Source organism: Microbulbifer maximicatervae (SeqCode) (assembly GCF_052467225.1).
Window position 1 is genome coordinate 60,568 of record NZ_CP174303.1, and the last position, 21,082, is coordinate 81,649.

The window sequence follows — 21,082 nt, forward strand, 5'->3', positions numbered from 1 at the left end:
TCAGGGAGAAAGAGTGGTTCACGGAAATTCCCTCAGTGCAGGCGCACAAGTTAACAAATCCCGTCTATGGCGGGCAAGAGATTGCCCGCCAGTTTTGTAAATTAAGCCAAACTCTTACGCATAGCTGCAATCACTTCAGCGTAGTCCGGAGTATTGAATATGGCAGACCCAGCGACAAAGGTATCTGCTCCAGCTGCAGCAATTTCGGCAATATTGTCGCGATTAACACCGCCGTCGATCTCAAGGCGAATATCAAACCCAGACTCATCAATCAACTTGCGGGCTTCTTTTAACTTGGTCAGGGTATTGGGGATAAACTTCTGCCCACCAAAGCCCGGGTTCACCGACATCAGCAGGATCATATCCAGCTTATCCATTACATATTTGGCCGCATCGAGGCCACTGGCTGGATTGAACACCAGCCCGGCTTTACAGCCGAGACTGCGGATCAATTGTAGGGAGCGGTCCGGGTGACGAGAGGCTTCTGGGTGGAACGTAATATAGGTGGCTCCGGCATCGGCGAACATGCGAATCATTTCATCCACCGGCTCCACCATCAGGTGCACATCAATCGGAGCCTCAACACCGTGTTTGCGCAGGGCCTGGCATACCATAGGGCCAATCGTGAGATTTGGCACATAGTGATTGTCCATCACATCAAAATGCACCCAGTCCGCTCCGGCTGCCAACACATTGTCCACTTCCTCACCCAAACGTGCGAAATCTGCGGAGAGAATAGAGGGGGCGATCTTGTAATCTGACATCAAAATATCCTTTGGTAACTCAACTTTCGCCAGTCAGTCGGCGATCTAAATTTTCCAGGCGCTCGGGGGTTCCCACATCGCACCAGTCCCCCTCATAGAGTTCAACTTGTAGCTTATCCTCATTAAAGGTGAACACTTCCCCAAGCCCAAAGCATTCGCGACGCTTAGGGTATTCAGTTAGGGTTTCAGCTCGCAGCCAGCTAATACCCGCAAAGGTATAGCGGGGCTTGGCTGTACCCGACAGCAAGCCACCTTCTATGCCAAAATCTCCATCGGGGTTATGGGGAGGATTAGGGACCATCAAAAGACGCCCAGGGCAAGACTCCGGCAGCGGCCTCTCGATCCATTGCGACAGGTCATAGTCACACCAGACATCACCATTAACCACCAAAAACGATGAATCGCCGATCAGTGGCAGTGCCTTGAGAATCCCACCGGCAGTTTCCAGTGGCTCCTCCTCATGCTCGACGGAGTAGTGAATATCCACCCCCCAACGGGAACCAGAACCGAGCTGTTGACGAATCTTGGGTCCCAAGTAGCCCAGGTTAATCACGACCTTTTGCACACCAATAGCTGCCAAGCGCTCAATTGCATATTCAATCAGGGGCTTACCGGCAATCGGCAACAGAGGCTTTGGAGTTTGATCCGTCAGTGGGCGCATACGGCGCCCAAAACCTGCTGCCAATACCATGGCAGTCAAAGGGGAATTCTCTTTGGGTTTGCTCATTAAATTAATCTGTACAGTTTTCGTACGGCCTACTTCGGCTGGTCACCGGCACAGCGGTAATCGGTGTACCAGGGCAAAGGCTCTATCTGCGGCAGCAGGGTGCCGCTGAACCAATCAGTAAACGGCTCCAGCTCTGGGTAGCGCTCAGAGGTTTCCAAAACATAGCGAATCACCAGCGGCAGGTGCTGCAAGTATCCCTGCTTTCCATCACGCAGACTGAGGCGCGGGAACAGACCCAGCACTTTAATATGACGCTGTAACCCCATCCAGTCGAACCAACGAAGATAAAGTTGTGGGTCCACAGGCTGCATAACACCCGCCGCTTCAGCAGTCGCGACGTAAGCCAGCACCCAGCGCTCTACCCGCTCGCGGGGCCAACGGATATAGCAATCTTTGAGCAGAGACACCAGATCGTAGGTGGCGGGCCCCCACACTGCGTCTTGAAAATCGACAATCCCCGGCCTTTCCCCGTCGCGGATCATCAGGTTGCGACTGTGGTAATCCCGGTGAACAATAGTGTGAGGCTGCTCCTCCGCACTGTTAAGCAACAATTCAAAGGTTTGCTCCAGCAGCTTTTCTTCCCGCTCTGAAAGCTGGTAGCCAAGTAGCTCTCGCACCAGCCACTCAGGCATAACCTGCATTTCCTTAAGAAGTAGTTCCCGACTATAAGTTGGGAATAATTGTTCCTCAAAAGGGATTTGCTGCAGGCATAAAAGTTCACTCATTACCTCTGCGTAGAGTCCCTCAACACTGTCGCTGTTGAGCACGCTATATAACTGGGTATCCCCCAAATCTTCCAGCAGCAGGTACCCCTCTGCGGTGTCTGCAGCAACCACCATCGGCGTATGGATACCGTTGCGGCGCAAGTAATCAGCCAGAGCCACAAAGCGGGCGGGGTTAGTCAATTGGGGGGGAGTATCTACCGCTATCAGTGACGGCTCGGTTAGAGTGCGAAAATAACGGCGAAATCCAGCATCTCCCGCCAGGCTCGATAAATCAGCCGGAGCCTCCATACCCAGGGCCACGCCAACCCACTCACTCAAGGCATTGCGTCTGGGATCGGTGTCGATCTCGCACCCTTGCTCAACTTCACTGCTCGATCTTAGGCTCATCTTATATTCCAACTGTTTCTAGCTGCATTTTAACCCCGAGCCTCTCTGCGTCCAGAGACGCCATCACTATTTATTGGAGCCCCTACTTTGCCTCAGCTAAAAACAGAACACGAGTTCCAGGTAATTTGCGTTTCGAAGCTGAGCCTTTAGCTAAACATTACGACTTCAGTACGGCTATTAACCACATCTACATTCAAGTAGAATCGGACGATGATTTTGCGCGCCCCGGCTCGAAAGCTGTCGCACGTATCCATCGATAAAGAAACACTAAAAGATAGCTGGAACATATCGTTTGATGCTTGAAGTCTCCCGGTGGCGTCGCCTCGCTCTGGCGATTGCTAATAACTCCCAAGCCCGCTCCATCGCTCTCGGCCTGATCGCTGCTCAGCCCTTGTGGGCGCAAGCCAATCAGGGCGAACCGTATCCTGATCCCGACTACAACCCCTATTTGTACTTGGACTGGTTGCCCCGCTCTGAGCTAACCCCGGAGGAGCTAGCCAATTTACCGGCGGTGTGCTCTGGCGCCTTTGTGGCCCCTCCGCGTAACTATCCTGGTTCTGACCTGCCCCCTGGGGAGGCCCCGCTCAGAGCCACTGCTGAGAAATCCCAGTGGCTGGAAGATGGTTCAGCCGAGCTGAGCGGGAATGTACATATTACCCAAGGTTACCGACAGCTCTTCGCCGACCAGGTCAAACTGAATCGCCCGGAAAATATCGCTACTTTAGATGGTGCGATTGAGCTTCGAGAGCCCGGTTTGCTGATCCGTGGTTCCTCCGCCGAAGTTCATACCGAGAGCGAAGCAGCCTCTGTAGAGGATGCCACCTATGTGGTGCACGATGCTTTTATCCACGGCGGGGCCCAGCTAGTAGCGCGTCAAACCAGTGGTGAGTTAACCCTGACCGAAGGGACATATACCCGCTGTGAGCCCGGCCGTGAGTTCTGGCAACTCACGGGCCGCGAGATCAATATTGATGAAGTAGAAAGCCAGGGTACTGCACGGGATGTGCGCCTGAAGATTCTGGACGTACCTATCTTATACCTGCCGTATTTTCGCTTTCCTGTGGGCGATGCGCGCATGTCCGGCTTCCTGTTTCCCACACTCAGCAACAGCGATAAGAATGGCTGGGACCTCGCCATTCCCTATTATTGGAATATTGCCCCGCAGATGGACGCCACCATTTCCCCGCGTTACATCCAATATCGCGGAGCCGGGTTAGAGGTTGAGTTCCGGCATCTGGCAGAAATGTTTAGTACTGAAATCCGTCTGGCCGATCTCCCCGACGACGATGGCGGCAATAATGACCTTGCCCAGGACCTGATTGATGAGGGCTTCCCCGAGGACCTGGTGCTCCCCTATAAAGGCGAAGACCGCTGGCTGATCAGTCTAGAGCAGCAAGGCGGTTACAGCGACAGTGTCTGGCGTACCGATATCGACTACACCAAGGTCAGCGATCCGGACTATTTCCGTGATTTAAGCACGGCCAACCTCGATATCAATGCGGAAACTCAAGTCGGCCAAAAATTCCAAGGGCTACTGCGCAATGAACATTGGCAAGCTACTCTGCGCACCCAAGACTACCAAATACTCGAAAACGACGCCTTCGATGAGTTTGCCCAGTACCCTCGTTTTGATGTTGACGGAGCTTATCGTTGGGATGATTGGCTGCTGACCATGCAGAACGAAGTCACCAGTTGGGATCACAGCGATACGCAGACCATCAGGTACATTAGAGATACTGACGATCCCGATAGTGTCGAGACTCGAACAGAGGACTTTATTACCGCAGATCGATTGCGCCTCGACTATGAGTTCTACTGGGATAAAGAGTGGCTCTGGGGATATTTCAAGCCGGGAATAGCAGGGCGCTACCTGGCATATAGCGTCAGCGATCTATTCCTACCCGAGGATGCCAATGACACCCCGGATGCTGCTGCTGCCCAGTTTATTCTGGACACTGGGCTCTATTTTGAGCGGGATAGCCACCTATTCGGCCGAGACTTTATCCAGACTTTGGAGCCACGGCTGTTTACCCTGATTAGCAGCAATGCCGATCAAAGTGATTTCTTTGATATCAGCGGTCGTGCCAACGAAGACAATCCTGAAGTTAGGATCGACCCTGACAGTAACAACCTGCTGTACGACACGTCCCTTTATACTTTCAGTTACGACCAGCTATTCCGAGATAGCCGCTTTGCTGGAAATGACCGAATCGACGATGCAGACAGACTTGCCCTTGGCCTGACAACCCGCTTTCTAGATCCAATCAGTGGCCGGGATCTCTTCTCAGCCAGTGTCGGACAGGTCTACTACTCCAGTGACAGGCAAATTGGCCGCACCGCTTACATTGAGGATACCCAACGGTCAGAACTGGCTGCACGAATCGAGAGTCGCCCTTTCGAATCCCTTCGCTTGGGGACTGAGCTGGTCTATGAAGATAGTGAGCACAATATTAATCGCGGTAATTTCAGCCTGCGCTATCTTGACGACGACTACCGCATCTTTAATTTAAGCTATTACTACGAGCGCCCAGACTCGACGGATGATGAGGATGAGGACGAAGATGAAGATGAAACCGTGAGTCAACTAAATGCCTCAACTGTCCTCCCACTTGGTACTCATACCTCACTCATGGCTGGTGCCAGCTATGATCTTACTTTGAATCGGGAACTGGAATACTTAGCAGGAATCGAATATGACGACTGCTGCTACCGTACCCGACTGGTATGGCGACGCACACTGGACAACGATCTCGCAGGGGTTGTATCTGCTGAAGACCTTGAATACGACGAGGGCATCTATCTTGAAGTCGAACTCAAAGGATTAGCAGGCTTTGGTTCAACCGTGACAGAAATGCTGACCCAGGGGATTGCCAACTTTGATCAGAGAGAAGAGCTGAAACAGTGATGAGAATAATTAAGAAATTCGTACCGAAACTGGGCCTGGCACCCGTACTGGCAGCTGGTGCTCTGATCGCCGCCACTGCCACAGCACAAGTCAGAACCCTTGACCGGGTAGTCGCTGTTGTTGACGACGATGTTGTAATGGCCAGTGAACTGGCCCAGCGCATGAATACCATCGCCAGCCAAATCCAATCACAACAGGTTCAAGCTCCTCCTGTGGATATTTTGCGTCGCCAGGTCCTCGAACAACTGATTATCGAGCGTTTGCAGCTGCAGATGGCCTCTCGCGCAGGGGTCACCGTCTCTGAATCAGAACTGGACCAAGCTATCGCTCGTGTCCAGCAAAATGCCGGAGTCAGCCCCGAAGAATTCCGCCAACGCCTGCTCGCTGACGGTATGAGCATGAAGAGCTTTCGTCAGCAAATTCGCCAGGAACTGATGATTCGCCGGGTCGAGCAAGGCAGCGTTAACCGTCGGATCCAGATTACCGACCAGGATATCGATAACTTCCTGCGCTCCAAGGAAGGTGAGTTTTGGAAGTCCCCTCAATTTGAGCTGGGTCATATCCTGATCCCCGTGAGTTCCAGCGCTCCCAGCAGCGAAGTTACCCAGGCACGGGAAAAGGCTGAAGACCTAGCTAAACAGGCCAAAGAAGGCGCTGACTTCCGCCGCCTGGCAATCGCAAACTCTGCCGGCCAGAATGCCCTCTCCGGTGGTGACCTGGGTTGGCGCAAGACCGTCGAGCTTCCGACTCTTTTTGCTGATGCCCTCACCGACTTAAAAGCCGGCGATGTTACCGAGCCTTTCCGCAGTGATGCAGGCTTTCACCTGTTAAAGATTCATGCACAGAAAGGTGCTAGTGAGCAGTTGGTAGAACAGACAAAAGTTCGCCATATCCTGCTTAAGCCATCCGCTATTCTTACCGATGACCAAGCTTACAATAAGCTGATTGAGCTGCGTGAAGAGGCCATGGCCAGCGATAACTTTAGCGAGCTCGCGCGCGAAAACTCAGAGGATATAGGTTCTATGCTATCCGGTGGCGACCTTGGCTGGTCTATGCCCGGGCAGTTTGTGCCAGAGTTTACCCAGGCTATGGATGCAACTGAGATTGGCAGCATTAGCCTGCCTTTCCGCAGCCAGTTCGGCTGGCATATCCTGCAGGTTGAAGATCGGCGCAAACAGGATATGACCGACAAATATATCCGCAATCAGGCAGCCAATTTGCTGCGCAACCGCCGCTATGAAGAGGAACTGCAAAACTGGCGCCGTGAGATTCGCGACCAGGCATACGTTGAGATCAAATTGCCGGACTCTGAGACCACCGAGGACTCAGGAAACCAATAGTAAGCCGCTTTTTCAGCGGGAAAGACCGGGCCCTGTGCCCGGTTTTTTTTTGTAGCTACAGGAAAGTTATATAGCAATGGCTCCTAAAATTGCCTTCACCCCCGGAGAACCTGCAGGTATTGGCCCTGAGCTCGCTGTGAAGATTGCACAAGAGAGTTCTCCAGCACAGATTGTCGCAATTGCTGATCCCCAGCTACTGACAGAGACCGCTGCGGCATTGGGGTTGCCTCTTCAGCTCCTTCCTCTGTCCACAGCAGGCACAGAGGGGACACCTGCCGGTGCTCTCTACATACTACCGGTCCCCATAGCCGAGCCTGCTAAACCAGGCCTACTGAATGCAGTCAATGCACCCTATGTATTGGAAACTCTTACAGTTGCGGCAGAGGGGTGCCTGGCCGGCCAGTTTGATGCCGTGGTTACAGGGCCCGTACACAAAGGCATTATCAATGATGCCGGTACTCCATTTAGCGGCCATACAGAGTTCTTTGCTGAAAAAGCCGATGTTGAGCGTGTCGTTATGATGCTAGCAGCAGAGGACCTTCGAGTTGCTCTAGTGACAACTCACCTGCCCCTCAAAGAGGTGAGCGCTGCTATCACCCCCCCGCTTCTAGAGCAGATTATTACCATCCTCGACGCCAGTTTGCGGGAACATTTCTGCATCTCCAATCCTCGTATTAGCGTTTGCGGCCTCAACCCCCATGCTGGAGAGGGGGGACACTTAGGCCATGAGGAAATAGAAATAATTGAACCCACACTCGAACACTTGCGCCACCAAGGTATATCACTGAAAGGTCCACTTCCCGCAGACACTCTTTTTACCCCGCCGCATTTGTCGGAATGTGACGCCGTTTTAGCTATGTATCACGATCAGGGGCTTCCAGTGTTAAAATTCAAGGGTTTTGGCCACGCCGTCAATATCACTTTGGGGCTACCCTTTATCCGCACTTCAGTAGACCACGGCACAGCTCTCAATATCGCGGGCACAGGCATTGCAGACTGCGGCAGCCTCAAAGCCGCACTGTCTCAGGCTGTGGCGATAGCTAAATTGCGCAGTTCCTAACCCGTGCCTAAAACTTGCTTGGAGAAAGTGTAAACCATGCCCTCACCACGTGAGCGCGGTGAAAGGCCCTAAAGGGTATCCAACTGAAATGCTCACTAGCACCCCAAGGCTTAACCGCAAAATTAATCATCCAGGTTACAGATATATCAATGGATAACTTCTTTCAACACAAAGCCCGCAAACGCTTTGGACAAAACTTTCTCGTCGATGAAAATATTATCGAGCGCATTGTTCGTGCGGTAGGCCCTAAAGAATCAGATACACTAGTAGAAATTGGCCCGGGCCAAGGGGCAATTACAGAATTACTACTAAAACGGTGCCCATCTCTAACCGCTGTCGAACTGGATCGCGACCTGATTCCAATGCTGGAATTTAAATTCAGGGAATACCCGGAATTTAGCATCATTGAAAAGGACGCACTGAAATTTGACTTTGGCACTTTTGCTGGAGATAAGCAGCTACGCATTGTCGGTAACCTTCCATATAACATATCCACACCGTTACTGTTCCATCTGCTCAGTTTTCGCGGGCAAGTCCAGGATATGCATTTTATGCTGCAGAAAGAGGTGGTAGATCGGCTCAGCGCAACGCCTTCGACTAAATCTTATGGGCGACTTAGCGTGATGGTTCAATATTACTGTCGCGTACAGGGCCTATTCCCTGTACCCCCGCAGTCTTTCCGGCCCGCCCCTAAGGTGGATTCTGCCATCGTGAGATTGGTTCCCTACAGCACTCTGCCATTTACCGCAAAAGATGAAGGATTATTGGAAAGAATCGTCAATATAGCCTTCCAGCAGCGCCGTAAGACCCTGCGCAATGCTTTAAAACCCCTATTCCCGGATCTCGACCCCGAGCTGCTACCCATTGATGCCGGCCGCCGACCAGAAACCTTAAGCGTCGAGGACTTTGTTAAGCTAGCCGACTACTGTACAAACTTGCAACAACAATAATTATTTTTCATATTTTTGGGGGAAATCTTGGCAACTTACGCCATCGGAGATATTCAAGGATGCTTTGCAGCTTTTCAAAGCCTTCTCAAGAAAATCAATTTTAGTGCTGACCGTGACAAACTCTGGCTTGCCGGAGACTTGGTTCACCGGGGTGAGGATAGCCTGAGCACCCTTCGCTATCTCTATGAGCACCGCCAGCAGGTTACAGCAGTGTTGGGCAACCATGATCTCCATTTACTGGCGATCGCCCATGGCGCTAAATCTCTGTCTGAAAAAGAGCACGACCTTGCCAAGGTTTTAAAAGCAAAAGATTCTGATAAGTTACTGGAGTGGCTACAAAGCCTACCCCTTCTAGTACATAAGAAGGGGTACACCATGGTGCATGCGGGTATCCCTCCCATTTGGAGCGTTACTAAAGCGCAAAAGCTCGCCACTGAAGTGCATAAGGCCCTCGCCGACGAAGCTATGGCAAAGGCATTTTTTTATGGCATGTACGGTAATGAGCCACACTGTTGGGATGATCATTTGATCGGCATCGAACGCCTGCGGTCCATTACCAATTACTTCACAAGAATGCGATTTTGTAAGGCTGATGGCACTCTGGATCTAATCAATAAAAAGGGGGTCCAGGCCTCTCACGGTGAATACCAGCCATGGTTTAGCTTTCCCAATCGAAAAACCAGAAATGACAAGGTTATTTTTGGGCATTGGGCTGCCCTGGAAGGCCGCGCAGATACTGAGAATATCTATGCTCTAGACACAGGTTGCGTTTGGGGAGGGTACCTGACTGCAATGCGATTAAGTGATGAAGAATTTTTTTGTACAGACTGCAGCTTATAAAAATCACTTCGCCCTGAAGCCTAAAAGAAGAATTTAAACCGACCGAATCTAAAAAAATAAACTGACAGTTATCACCTGGGAGTGTAACTGTCAGTTTACCTAGCTTGAATAACCTTATAAGCCATAAGTTAATTGATCCAAAGCAACTCCTACACTCGACGGTTTCCCATCAAGTAAAAGCTCAATAGAGTTAACAAGTTCCGCTGCTCCTTCCCTCTGGCTGAGAAGCACCAAGAAAGTATCAACGCCTTTTTCTCCGCCGCCCTCGACCTCTTGACGAAAACTGCTCCACATTGAAAAAATATTTGACGGATCAGTATTTTCACCTTGCAGAAACAGGTCAATTGCTCGATGTATGAGCAGACCACAGCTATAATACAGATCAAACCTGCCCCTGTTAGCAGCCTCAACCAAAGGAATCTCTTTTACACCTTTTGTGCAACTTTCCTTAAAAGCCTTAATTTTATTAGAGACATATTTTGATGACTCGGGATACAAATCTAATAAAGCCAGCGCGGCCAACCAATCCGCATTCCCTTCATGTAACCACGATTCATTTGCATCACCATACAATCCTGTTTCACTACCCTGCTGGTATAAATGTGCGACCTCATGAGCAAAAAACCAAATGGTTTCATTAATAAAGTTAGGGTCGGAAAATTTCCCATCAAGTTCATTCATATTCCAATGCATAAAAACCTGATGTGGCAAGCCCCCCCCTGCCAAGAGTTATCATCGACATTCGCATATGATGCATACAAAGCAGGCTTTGTTCCACTTAGTGCCCCAAGCCTTTGCTCAAAATAACTCATTAACCTGGGAATATCTGATTCTAAAGACAATCTCAATTTTTCTGGCAAACCGTTATCAATAACAGCTACAACACTAGCTGTATTTATAGGTTCTTGAGTTCCAACATAGACATTCATTCCATTATCACGATCAATCCAGCTGTCGGTCCCAACATTTATCTTCCCGTTAATGATCATATGCTCACCTGGGGGAACTTGCATAGTTATTCGCCAGGCTTTTACTTTATCATCACAGTTGTCAATACAAGCAAAAAAGCGGCCTGTGTATATCAGGCTTCCACCATCTGAATAGGGGGAGAAAGGTGCATAGTCTTTGGGAAGAGATATATAGCTAGGCGTCAAATAAATTTCAATGTGTTCGAATGAACTTCTATCTTTTCTAACCAGAAACTCTTCACCATCCATAGAAACTAATTCAAATTCTGGTGACACAGGCTTCCAGCGTTTTATACGAGAGGCATCCGGGTTACGTACAAAGCTAATCCGGCTTGCCGGCCTATCCATTTGATAGGTAAGCTTCCAGAGCTTATCGCCCTGCTTCTCAATCGCGATATCCACCCCAGATATATCTTCAGCTAAAGCTGAAAAACCAGTTAAAACTAACAGTAAAAACTGAATATATTTCAATCTTAACTCCTTTTAGATTGAGAAAAATAAACAAAAATTGAAGTAATAAATGCTTCCATATATTGATAACTATCAATAGAGCGTTATACATACAACCAGACAGACAAATAATTCTTATTCTTCGCTAATCAGAAACGTTCAAGTCAATCAACAGGATTGTATCTATCGGTAGTATAATGGCCCCTTAACGCAGGTACTGTTGATATAATTTTATTTAGAACATGAAAGAAACTCATTGCCTGCAATATCCGCATGGAGCTGCGCAAGCAATGAGCATTATCAGGTTGATAGAAAAACCTAACCCTCTGTGAGGCAAAAAATAGGATCAAATTTCCTTAACTTAATTTTGCCTAATCTGCACTGTACCCTTTAGGATTTTTATACTGCCAACGCCAGGTATCTTTCACCATACGTACTAAATCATACTCAGCTTTCCACCCCAGCTCTGTTTCAGCCAGCTCTGGATCTGCGTAACACTCTGCAATATCTCCGGGTCTCCGCGGAGCAATGTTATAGGGAATTTCCTTCCCGCTGACACTCTCGAAAGCACGAACGACTTGTAAAACAGAACTGCCCTGTCCCGTTCCCAGATTATGGGTATAACAACCCTCAGAAATTTCTTCTTTACATATTAAGTTTAGCGCCGCCAAGTGTCCGCGAGCCAGATCAACTACATGTATATAATCTCGAACCCCAGTACCATCGACGGTATCATAATCACCACCAAAAACCTGTAGCTGCTCCAATCTACCTACTGCCACTTGGGAAACATAGGGTAGTAAGTTATTGGGGATACCACTGGGATCTTCACCAATAGTCCCACTTTCATGGGCCCCAATCGGATTGAAATAACGCAACAAGCTCACTTTCCACTGGCTGTTCGGCGCAGCACAAAGATCTCGCAACATGTTTTCCACAATCAACTTACTTGAGCCATAGGGGTTGGTTGCGCCAGTAGGAAAATCTTCTTTAATTGGTACTGTTTCAGGATCACCATAGACCGTTGCCGACGAACTGAAGATCAGGCGGTGAACTCCAAACTCCTCCATCACCTCACATAAAGTTAAGGTCCCAGCTACATTATTCTGGTAATAGCGCAGAGGCTGCGCAACAGATTCACCAACTGCTTTCAACCCCGCGAAGTGAATTACGGCGTCAATCTTATGATCAGAGAATACTTTGCGTAAACCTTCCTTATCACTAATATCCAGATGGTGAAAAGGGATATTTTTGCCAGCAATTAACTCGACCCTCCGTAGGGCTTCCTCACTGCTGTTCGATAGGTTATCCACAACTACAGGCTCAAAGCCGGCAGCAAGCAACTCGATACAGGTATGACTGCCAATATATCCGGCACCTCCAGTCACCAAAATCGCCATTTATGTTCCTCAATATTTCTCTAATACCCAATATGGGCTGTAGTAAAGCGTAAAACAGCCGCCCAATTCAACCTATATAAGTGACATTCCACTGTCTCATTCAAAGGGAAAGCTATGCTGGAAAAGCTGGAGAGCATTCAACACTTACTCCAGCAAAGAACAAGGTTCACAACGGCAATAACGATAGTGCTTCACGCCAAGCGTATCCCAAACACGATCTGGACTTTACAGCTCATACATCGCTCGTCACATTTGGGCAAGAGAAGCCAAGGGCGTACGACATCCTAACCAAAGCAGGAAACTGAGCTAAATCCAGTAGGCTACAGGGAGGTAGACACCATGACAATTTTCAATCACTACTTGGAAAGATACGAATCTATCCAAGACGAGGAACTCAGTATTCAGGAATACCTGGAGCTGTGTAAGACAGACCGCAGTGCCTATGCGTCACCAGCCGAGAGGATGCTGATGGCCATCGGCGAGGCCGAACTGGTAGACACCTCACGGGACCCGCGCCTGTCACGTATTTTCTGTAATAAGGTTATTAAGCGATACAAGGCCTTCAGTGAATTCTATGGTATGGAGGAAGCCATAGAGCAAATTGTCTCTTTCTTCCGACATGCCGCACAGGGTCTGGAAGAGAAGAAGCAAATCCTGTACTTGCTAGGTCCTGTTGGCGGCGGAAAGTCATCCCTTGCAGAGCGGCTAAAAGCCTTGATGGAGCAGGTGCCCATCTATGCAATTAAGGGATCGCCAGTATTTGAATCTCCCTTGAGCCTTTTCTCTCCTACTGAGGATGGCCGCATCCTTGAAGAGGACTACGGCATTGCACGTCGATACGTCAACACTATTATGTCTCCCTGGTCTGTTAAGCGATTGCATGAATTTAAAGGGGACATCAGTAAATTCCGTGTCGTAAAAATTCGTCCATCTATTCTCGATCAAGTTGCCATCTCAAAAACAGAGCCCGGTGATGAAAATAACCAGGATATTTCATCACTAGTTGGCAAGATCGACATTCGTAAGCTTGAGGATTTCCCCCAGAATGACCCTGATGCCTATAGTTTTTCTGGTAGTTTATGTAGGGCCAACCAGGGACTGATGGAGTTTGTCGAGATGTTCAAAGCGCCTATCAAGGTGCTTCACCCCCTACTAACTGCAACACAAGAAGGAAATTACAACAGTACAGAGGGATTGGGGTCAATTCCGTTCAACGGTACAATCCTCGCTCATTCCAATGAATCAGAATGGCAATCCTTCCGCAATAATCGCAACAATGAGGCTTTCCTGGATCGTATTTATATCGTCAAGGTGCCCTACTGTGTAAGAGTGCAGGAAGAAATACGAATCTATCAGAAACTGCTAGAAAATAGCTCCTTGTCAAAAGCGCCCTGTGCACCAGACACCCTGCGGATGTTGGCGCAATTCTCTGTATTATCGAGAGTTAAAAACCCTGAGAACTCCAGCCTTTATTCAAAGATGCGTATCTATGATGGTGAAAACCTAAAGGATACCGACCCCAAAGCAAAAACCATTCAGGAGTACAGGGATAATGCAGGGGTAGACGAAGGCATGAACGGACTATCCACCCGTTTCTCCTTTAAGATCCTCTCAAAAGTTTTTAATTTCGATGCTACTGAGGTGGCGGCAAATCCAGTCCACCTACTCTATGTTCTGGAACAACAAATAGAGCAGGAGCAATTTCCACCAGAAGTGCAAGAGACTTACCTCGGGTTTATCAAGGAATATTTAGCTCCAAGATACGTAGAATTTATCGGTAAGGAAATCCAAACAGCTTACCTGGAATCCTACGCTGAATACGGCCAAAACTTGTTTGATCGCTATGTCACTTACGCTGATTTTTGGATACAGGACCAGGAATATCGCGATCCCGAAACCGGTGAAATACTGGATCGCGGCGCCCTTAATGAAGAGCTTGAAAAGACAGAAAAACCTGCAGGAATTTCCAATCCAAAAGATTTCCGCAATGAAATAGTCAATTTTGTTCTCCGCGCCAGGGCTAACAATCAAGGAAAAAACCCCGACTGGAGATCTTACGAGAAACTACGTGCCGTTATCGAGAAAAAAATGTTCTCCAATACGGAAGATCTTCTGCCAGTTATATCCTTTAATACCAAGGCGTCAGCAGATGATAAACGCAAGCATGCAGACTTCGTTGCGCGTATGGTTGAACGGGGCTATACCGAGAAGCAGGTTAGACTGTTATCCGAATGGTATCTACGCGTGAGAAAATCTCAATAGTAAGATTTTCCTCCATTAAGGTCACAGGAAAAACACGAGGAAGCCAAACCCGGATACTGATTAGATCATTAACTTTTAGTGAGCACTTGAATGATTTCACAGCATCTCATCGGAACTCTCAGTGGCTCGCTATAGTGAAGATACCAATAATTGTGTTTGGTGGATTCAGCAGGAAATATTCTGAATAGATTTATGGCGATGGATGCCTGTGAGCTTTATTCAGAACAAAGGCAGAAATATGAGCTATATCATCGACCGCCGCTTGAATGGAAAGAAAAAGAGTACCGTTAATCGGCAGCGATTCTTAAGGCGCTATAAGGCTCACATTAAGAAAGCTGTCGGCGACGCCATGAATAGCCGCTCTATTATGGACATGGATAAGGGAGAGCAAATCAGTATCCCTACTCGGGATATCAGCGAACCCTTATTTTCTCACGGTAGCGGTGGGCACGTAGAGCGAGTTTTACCCGGAAACAAGCAATTTACTGCTGGTGATCGTATCCCTCGTCAAGGTCAGCGAGGCGGTGATGGAAATGGTGGTGGTGCCAGCGATAGCGGGGAAGGGGTTGATGAATTTGTCTTCCAGATATCACAAGAAGAGTTTCTGGACTTTATGTTTGAGGGGCTCCAGCTGCCCAATATGATCAAGCAACGCCTGGCCGGCAACGAGTCTTTTCAAATAGTACGTGCCGGAATTAGTAATGAAGGAACTCCAGGTCGTCTCAATGTGATCCGCTCACTCAGGGCTGCCCATGCAAGACGCATCGCCTTGACCAGTAATAAGCGAAGAAACCTGCGCAATTTAGAGGAAGACCTATCCCAGGAAGAAAACAAAGATACTGCTCTGCGAGACCAGCGCAAAATTGAGGCTCTTAAAAACCAAATCGCCGAACTTCGCAGCCGTATCAATCGAGTCCCTTTCCTCGATGATTTCGACCTGAAATATAACCTGCTGATTCGACAACCAAAACCTCGATCTAGGGCGGTGATGTTTTGCCTGATGGATGTATCCGGCTCGATGAACCAAGCCACAAAGGATATGGCCAAACGCTTCTTCTTACTTTTATATTTGTTCCTACAGCGCAGTTATGAATATACAGAAGTCGTTTTTATTCGACACCACACTAGCGCTAAAGAAGTTGATGAAGAGGAGTTTTTCTATTCACGGGAAACTGGCGGCACCATTGTCTCAAGCGCGCTCAAATTAATGCGACGTATTATAAGAGATCGCTACCCCGCCAGCGAATGGAATATCTATGGAGCCCAGGCCTCAGATGGTGATAACTGGAACGACGACTCCAGTACCTGCCACCGAATCCTTATCGACGATATTATGCCCCATGTGCAGTATTACTCTTATGTGGAAATTACTCCCAGAGATCACCAGGCCCTGTGGGAAGAGTATGAAAGTGTCCGCACTTTATTCCCCGATCACTTTGCTATGGAGCAGATTGTCGATGTACAGGATATTTATCCGGTGTTCCGACAACTGTTCCGCCAAAAGGTGACTGCCTGATGCTCGACAAATTTGCCAGTGGCGCTGAAGCATCTGAATCTGAGTCGCGTCAGCCCATATCAACAAGCTCAGAATGGACTTTTGAATTAATTCAGGAATATGATCGCGCCATCGGCGCACTGGCAGAAGAGTTTGGGTTAGATACTTACCCAAATCAGATTGAGGTTATCTGCTCAGAGCAGATGATGGATGCCTACTCCTCGGTAGGAATGCCAGTGGGTTATCACCACTGGTCTTTTGGCAAGCAATTTATCAGCGTGGAAAATAATTACCAGCGCGGATTGATGGGGCTGGCTTATGAAATAGTCATTAATTCTAATCCCTGCATCGCTTACCTCATGGAAGAAAATACCATGACAATGCAGGCTTTGGTGATTGCTCACGCCTCCTATGGGCACAATTCTTTCTTTAAAGGGAATTACCTGTTTCGCTCCTGGACAGATGCCAGCAGTATTATTGACTATCTGATCTTTGCCAAAAATTATATTTCCCGCTGTGAAGAGCGCTACGGGCTTGATGAAGTCGAGGCCATTCTCGACTCCTGTCATGCCCTAATGAACTACGGTGTAGATCGCTATAAACGCCCTTACCCAATCTCGGCTATTGAAGAAGAACGCCAACAGCAAGAGCGAGAAGAGTACCGCCAGAGACAGCTCAATGATTTATGGAGGACCATCCCAAAACTCGGTGACGGTATAGAGGAGACAAAGGAGAAACGTTTCCCCGAAGAGCCTCAGGAAAATATCCTGTACTTTGTGGAGAAAAATGCCCCTCTACTGGAAAACTGGCAACGGGAGCTGGTGCGTATTGTACGTAAGCTGGCCCAATATTTTTATCCACAGCGGCAAACCCAAGTAATGAATGAGGGCTGGGCTACCTTCTGGCACTACACTCTCTTAACCGAGCTGTACAAGCGCGGGCGGGTGACTGAAGGCTTTATGATGGAGTTTCTACAAAGCCACACCAATGTTATCTACCAACCCTCTTTTGACAGCCCTCACTACAGCGGTATCAATCCCTATACCCTAGGCTTCAGTATTTTTACTGACTTACGGCGTATCTGTGAAAGCCCCACTGAAGAGGATCGCCGCTGGTTCCCAGACATTGCTGGAAGTAATTGGCGTGAAACCCTTCAATTCGCCATGCGCGACTTCAAAGATGAAAGTTTTATTTTACAATTCCTGTCTCCCAAGGTTATGCGAGACATGAAACTGTTTTGTATCAGCGACAACGATAAAGAGAACGATATCATTGTCAGCGCAATTCACGATGAGAGCGGTTATCGCCAGTTAAGAGAGAACCTTGCGGGACAGTACAACCTGGGCAATCGGGAACCGAACATCCAGGTATATTCAGTAGATACCCGTGGTGACCGTTCACTGACCCTGCACCACACACAGCACCGCCGTCGCCCTCTTGGTAAAGATACAGCAGAGGTATTAAGGCATCTTCACCGGCTATGGGGCTTCGATGTTCACCTGAATAGTTTGAACGGGGATCAAATAACGGCCAGTTGTCACTGCCCGGAGCAAGGTCGGGACCGACCGGAGGGTGAAGAAGAGTCTATGTTAATACCAAAACCCATTTAGGTTTCAGCGCGGGAACTGTTGAAATACCAGCCCCGCACAGAATGGGGAAATAATACCCACTAGCGAATCGCGCTACTTAGGCATCAGCTTCCAACAAAAGCTTGGCCTTTGCAGAAAGTTCACCGTGCTCAGAACGGTGAGTTAAAAGAGCATCAGCTCCAGCATCCAGCCAACGGGCTTTCTCGCCATCGTCATCAGAAGGCACAACCAGAATGCTCAAATTTGAATATTCACTGCGGGATCTGAGGTAGTCCAGCACCTGAAACCCACTCTCCCCAAGCAACCCAGTGTCAACCACTAACAACGCCGGCTTGGCACTCGCCATCAAGATACCGGCGGAAAAACTATCACTAGCTACTTCTACTTCACACCCCATCTGCTGAAGCGCCTGGCGTCCACCTGAAGTCAGCTCAGGATCAGTCGTTAACAAAAGCACTTTTCGACTGGGAACTGCCAGGTCGTTCGGAACTGGCATTGAGTTGTCCCGCAGGAAGCCCACGAAATCCTCAACACAGATACGGTGGTCACCACGCCCTGGAAGTTTGTATGCCTTGAGCTGGCCACGCTCAATCCAGCGAATCACCGTTCGGAAGTTAACACCGCAGTACCTGGCTGCTTCCCCGGTGGTTAGCACATGTAATTCGCTCATCTTTATTCTCCCCAACAACTGCGATTAAAAAGAAGAACAGTCAACTTCCCGAAAGTATCCTCTGCCCCACAGAGTTACACGTGAAATTATCCTGCCCAGCTGAACCGCCCCTATAAATTATGCTGTTTAATGCTGCAAACCCAGCCCGAAATTCGGTCCATGTAATTTATTAACGAACAGCGGAACAACCCCCTCAAAAAATACTAATAGATATAGTTGACAGGTAAGACAGGTTTCTTAGAATGACACTAGATTCGTGACTTGGGACTTGTCACGGGATCCTTTCCAGTGGTGTGGCCGTTAAGTCAGAGCCCCCACAGTTGGCAAAAAAATGTTTGCTAAGCGAATACCCTAAGACCCTGGGCCCCCTTGTTTTTTCGGGGCCTTTTTTTTATCTTGCCGAAGCTTCTTACACTCCTACCGCTCATCCTCCGTCCAGCAGACAAACCTGGAACAACGCCGGAACAAATGGACTTATGGCAGTACAATCACCTATCAGATCACTGGTCCCTCCAGCTCTGGAGCAAATGCTTTGAAGATCTACCTTGTTGGCGGCGCAGTGCGCGACAGCCTTTTGAATCGCCCAGTCACCGAGCGTGACTGGGTAGTGGTTGGGGCAGATGCAGATAGAATGCAGGACCTCGGATACAGCCCAGTCGGCAAAGATTTTCCAGTATTCCTACACCCTGAGACCGGTGAAGAATACGCGCTCGCTCGCACCGAAAGAAAGAGCGGACACGGCTATGGCGGATTTACCGTTAATGCCGATGCCAATATCACCCTGGAAGAGGATCTTCTGAGGCGAGATCTCACTATTAATGCCATTGCAGAAGACACCAACGGCAATCTAATTGACCCCTACGGTGGGCAGGAAGATCTTGGAGCTCGGCTTTTGCGCCATGTTTCCCCTGCTTTTGCAGAAGACCCCCTAAGAGTACTGCGAGTGGCCCGCTTTGCCGCCCGCTACCATCACCTCGGCTTTAGCGTTGCTCCTGAGACCATGATACTCATGCGCCACATGGTAGAAGCAGGTGAAGTGGAATATCTGGTGGCCGAGAGGGTCTGGAAAGAGGTAAGCCGGGCACTTACCGAGCCAGACCCCGATATTTTTATTCGGGTACTGCGAGACTGCGGCGCCCTATCAGTACTTTTACCAGAGTTAGAGAATTTGTTTGGTGTTCCTCAGCCGCCCAAACACCATCCCGAAGTGGACACTGGAGAACACGTACTACTAGCCCTGCGCGCCGCACCGGCAGAGCTCCCCTTGCGTTTTGCAGTACTGCTACACGACCTGGGCAAAGGACTGACTCCCGAGGAGATTCTCCCCAGCCACCACGGCCACGAGGCCGCAGGCGTACCTCTTGTAAAGGCCGTCTGTGAGCGCTGGCGTACCCCAAAAGACCTGACAGCACTAGCTGTCGGGGTCTGCGAATATCACCTGCATTGCCACAGAGCCTTCGAATTGCGCCCACAGACCATTATGAAGATGATCCGCAGTCTGGATGCCTTGCGACGTCCCGAGCGATTTGAAAACTTTCTTCGCGCCTGTGAGGCTGATGCCCGAGGTCGTGAGGGACTGGAGAATCGAGATTATCCACAGGTGGACTTTTTGCGCGCCGCTCGAGATGGGGCAGCGGCAGTAACTGCTGAGGAGTTGATTAAACAGGGCTACCAGGGTGCGAAACTCGGGCAAGCACTGGACCGGGAGCGCATCAAGGCAATCGCCAAAGTAAAGGATGACTACATTGCGTAATGTGCTAATTACCGGTGCCGCTGCACGCCTGGGTCGTGCTATTGCTGAAGAACTACATAGAGATCACAGAGTTGTTATTCACTATCGCAACTCGGCTGATGCTGCCAAGGCACTGGCAAACGAGCTGAACCAACGTCGTCCCAACTCTGCCATAGCGTTGCACAGTGAGTTGAATAGCGCCGAAGCCTGTTCCAATCTGGCCCAACGTGCACAAGAGGCCTGGGGCGGTATTGATGTTTTGATCAACAATGCCTCAGCATTTCACCCCACGCCTGTGGGGAAGGCGACCGAGGAGGACTGGGATCGGCTGGTAGGCAGTAACCTCAAAGCCCCCTTCTTTCTCACTCAGGCCCTGAAAGAAACACTCAGCCAACAACAGGGTTGCGTTGTTAATATGGCGGATATTCACGCCGAGCGCCCGATGCCCGAGCACACTATTTACTGCGCCGCCAAGGCTGGGCTGGTAATGCTGTCAAAAAGCCTCGCTCTGGAGCTGTCTCCCCAGGTCCGGGTCAATGCAGTCGCCCCCGGTGCCATTCTTTGGCCGGAGCAAGAGGCAACTAACGAAGCCAAGAAAGCACAAATCACCCATCGTATTCCTTTGGCCCGAACCGGTGACCCCAGCGATATCGCCAAAACTGTGCGCTTCCTGGTCTGTGACGCCCCCTATATCAACGGCCAGGTTATTGCTGTTGACGGCGGCCGCAACCTCAATATCTAAAACAGTCCAACAACGGGGCTTCACTTCAATTTCACCGGCACTCTGTCAGAATGCTTTGTAACTTCCTCTGCCAAAA

The 21,082-nt window shown here is 49.3% G+C and carries 17 protein-coding genes; 10 read left to right on the forward strand and 7 right to left on the reverse strand.

The features are described from left to right. Positions 1-101: 101 nt before the first annotated feature. Genes rpe through ACJJIZ_RS00310 form a run of 3 tightly spaced genes read right to left on the reverse strand, consistent with a single transcriptional unit; the run spans position 102 to position 2,603 of the window. Positions 102-764, reverse strand: a complete 663-nt coding sequence (gene rpe / locus ACJJIZ_RS00300; RefSeq protein ID WP_444892691.1) for a ribulose-phosphate 3-epimerase — start codon at positions 762-764, stop codon at positions 102-104. Positions 765-783: 19 nt separating this feature from the next. Beyond that, complete coding sequence (locus ACJJIZ_RS00305) at positions 784-1,491, reverse strand: nucleotidyltransferase family protein (RefSeq protein ID WP_444914857.1); 708 nt, start codon at positions 1,489-1,491, stop codon at positions 784-786. 29 nt (positions 1,492-1,520) lie between these two features. Continuing rightward, positions 1,521-2,603 (reverse strand): aminoglycoside phosphotransferase family protein, encoded by a 1,083-nt coding sequence (locus ACJJIZ_RS00310; RefSeq protein ID WP_444914858.1) that lies wholly within the window; start codon positions 2,601-2,603, stop codon positions 1,521-1,523. A 295-nt stretch (positions 2,604-2,898) separates the two neighbouring features. Here ACJJIZ_RS00310 and ACJJIZ_RS00315 point away from each other — a divergent pair, with 295 nt between their 5' ends. From ACJJIZ_RS00315 to ACJJIZ_RS00335, 5 genes are all read left to right on the forward strand, one after another. Then, entirely contained in the window at positions 2,899-5,508 is a 2,610-nt protein-coding gene (locus ACJJIZ_RS00315) for an LPS-assembly protein LptD (protein WP_444914859.1), read from the forward strand. After that, on the forward strand, positions 5,508-6,848 hold the full coding sequence (locus ACJJIZ_RS00320) for a peptidylprolyl isomerase (protein ID WP_444916173.1): 1,341 nt from the start codon (positions 5,508-5,510) through the stop codon (positions 6,846-6,848). The genes ACJJIZ_RS00315 and ACJJIZ_RS00320 overlap by 1 nt, the downstream gene beginning before the upstream one ends. 76 nt (positions 6,849-6,924) lie before the next feature. Further along, on the forward strand, positions 6,925-7,908 hold the full coding sequence (pdxA, locus tag ACJJIZ_RS00325; protein WP_444914860.1) for a 4-hydroxythreonine-4-phosphate dehydrogenase PdxA: 984 nt from the start codon (positions 6,925-6,927) through the stop codon (positions 7,906-7,908). Between the two features lie 149 nt (positions 7,909-8,057). Next, complete coding sequence (rsmA, locus tag ACJJIZ_RS00330) at positions 8,058-8,858, forward strand: 16S rRNA (adenine(1518)-N(6)/adenine(1519)-N(6))-dimethyltransferase RsmA (protein ID WP_444914861.1); 801 nt, start codon at positions 8,058-8,060, stop codon at positions 8,856-8,858. 27 nt (positions 8,859-8,885) lie between these two features. After that, entirely contained in the window at positions 8,886-9,698 is an 813-nt protein-coding gene (locus tag ACJJIZ_RS00335) for a symmetrical bis(5'-nucleosyl)-tetraphosphatase (RefSeq protein WP_444914862.1), read from the forward strand. Between the two features lie 114 nt (positions 9,699-9,812). Here the strand turns inward: ACJJIZ_RS00335 and ACJJIZ_RS00340 are convergent, their stop codons facing one another. The 3 genes from ACJJIZ_RS00340 to galE form a co-directional block, all read right to left on the reverse strand. Next, complete coding sequence (locus ACJJIZ_RS00340; RefSeq protein WP_444914863.1) at positions 9,813-10,379, reverse strand: hypothetical protein; 567 nt, start codon at positions 10,377-10,379, stop codon at positions 9,813-9,815. After that, positions 10,376-11,137, reverse strand: coding sequence for a hypothetical protein (locus ACJJIZ_RS00345; protein ID WP_444914864.1), 762 nt, complete (start codon positions 11,135-11,137; stop codon positions 10,376-10,378). Before ACJJIZ_RS00345 ends, ACJJIZ_RS00340 begins: the two co-directional genes overlap by 4 nt. A 350-nt stretch (positions 11,138-11,487) precedes the next feature. Further along, positions 11,488-12,516 carry a UDP-glucose 4-epimerase GalE gene (gene galE, locus ACJJIZ_RS00350; RefSeq protein WP_444914865.1) on the reverse strand — a complete coding sequence of 343 codons (1,029 nt, stop codon included), beginning with the start codon at positions 12,514-12,516 and terminating at the stop codon, positions 11,488-11,490. A gap of 339 nt (positions 12,517-12,855) precedes the next feature. Here galE and ACJJIZ_RS00355 point away from each other — a divergent pair, with 339 nt between their 5' ends. From ACJJIZ_RS00355 to ACJJIZ_RS00365, 3 genes are all read left to right on the forward strand, one after another. Further along, positions 12,856-14,778 carry a PrkA family serine protein kinase gene (locus ACJJIZ_RS00355; RefSeq protein ID WP_413664238.1) on the forward strand — a complete coding sequence of 641 codons (1,923 nt, stop codon included), beginning with the start codon at positions 12,856-12,858 and terminating at the stop codon, positions 14,776-14,778. A gap of 238 nt (positions 14,779-15,016) precedes the next feature. Next, the gene (locus ACJJIZ_RS00360; protein WP_413664237.1) at positions 15,017-16,294 is read left to right on the forward strand and encodes a YeaH/YhbH family protein; all 1,278 of its coding nucleotides are present in this window, start codon (positions 15,017-15,019) and stop codon (positions 16,292-16,294) included. Beyond that, complete coding sequence (locus tag ACJJIZ_RS00365; RefSeq protein WP_444912041.1) at positions 16,294-17,883, forward strand: SpoVR family protein; 1,590 nt, start codon at positions 16,294-16,296, stop codon at positions 17,881-17,883. Before ACJJIZ_RS00360 ends, ACJJIZ_RS00365 begins: the two co-directional genes overlap by 1 nt. A 76-nt stretch (positions 17,884-17,959) precedes the next feature. Here ACJJIZ_RS00365 and ACJJIZ_RS00370 read toward each other — a convergent pair whose 3' ends face one another. Beyond that, positions 17,960-18,532 (reverse strand): helix-turn-helix domain-containing protein, encoded by a 573-nt coding sequence (locus ACJJIZ_RS00370; RefSeq protein ID WP_413664235.1) that lies wholly within the window; start codon positions 18,530-18,532, stop codon positions 17,960-17,962. Between the two features lie 532 nt (positions 18,533-19,064). Between ACJJIZ_RS00370 and ACJJIZ_RS00375 the strand changes: the two genes are divergently transcribed. Both ACJJIZ_RS00375 and ACJJIZ_RS00380 read left to right on the forward strand, forming a co-directional pair. Further along, on the forward strand, positions 19,065-20,285 hold the full coding sequence (locus ACJJIZ_RS00375) for a multifunctional CCA addition/repair protein (protein ID WP_444914866.1): 1,221 nt from the start codon (positions 19,065-19,067) through the stop codon (positions 20,283-20,285). Beyond that, positions 20,269-21,006, forward strand: coding sequence for a pteridine reductase (locus ACJJIZ_RS00380; RefSeq protein ID WP_444914867.1), 738 nt, complete (start codon positions 20,269-20,271; stop codon positions 21,004-21,006). The genes ACJJIZ_RS00375 and ACJJIZ_RS00380 overlap by 17 nt, the downstream gene beginning before the upstream one ends. Positions 21,007-21,082 lie beyond the last annotated feature (76 nt).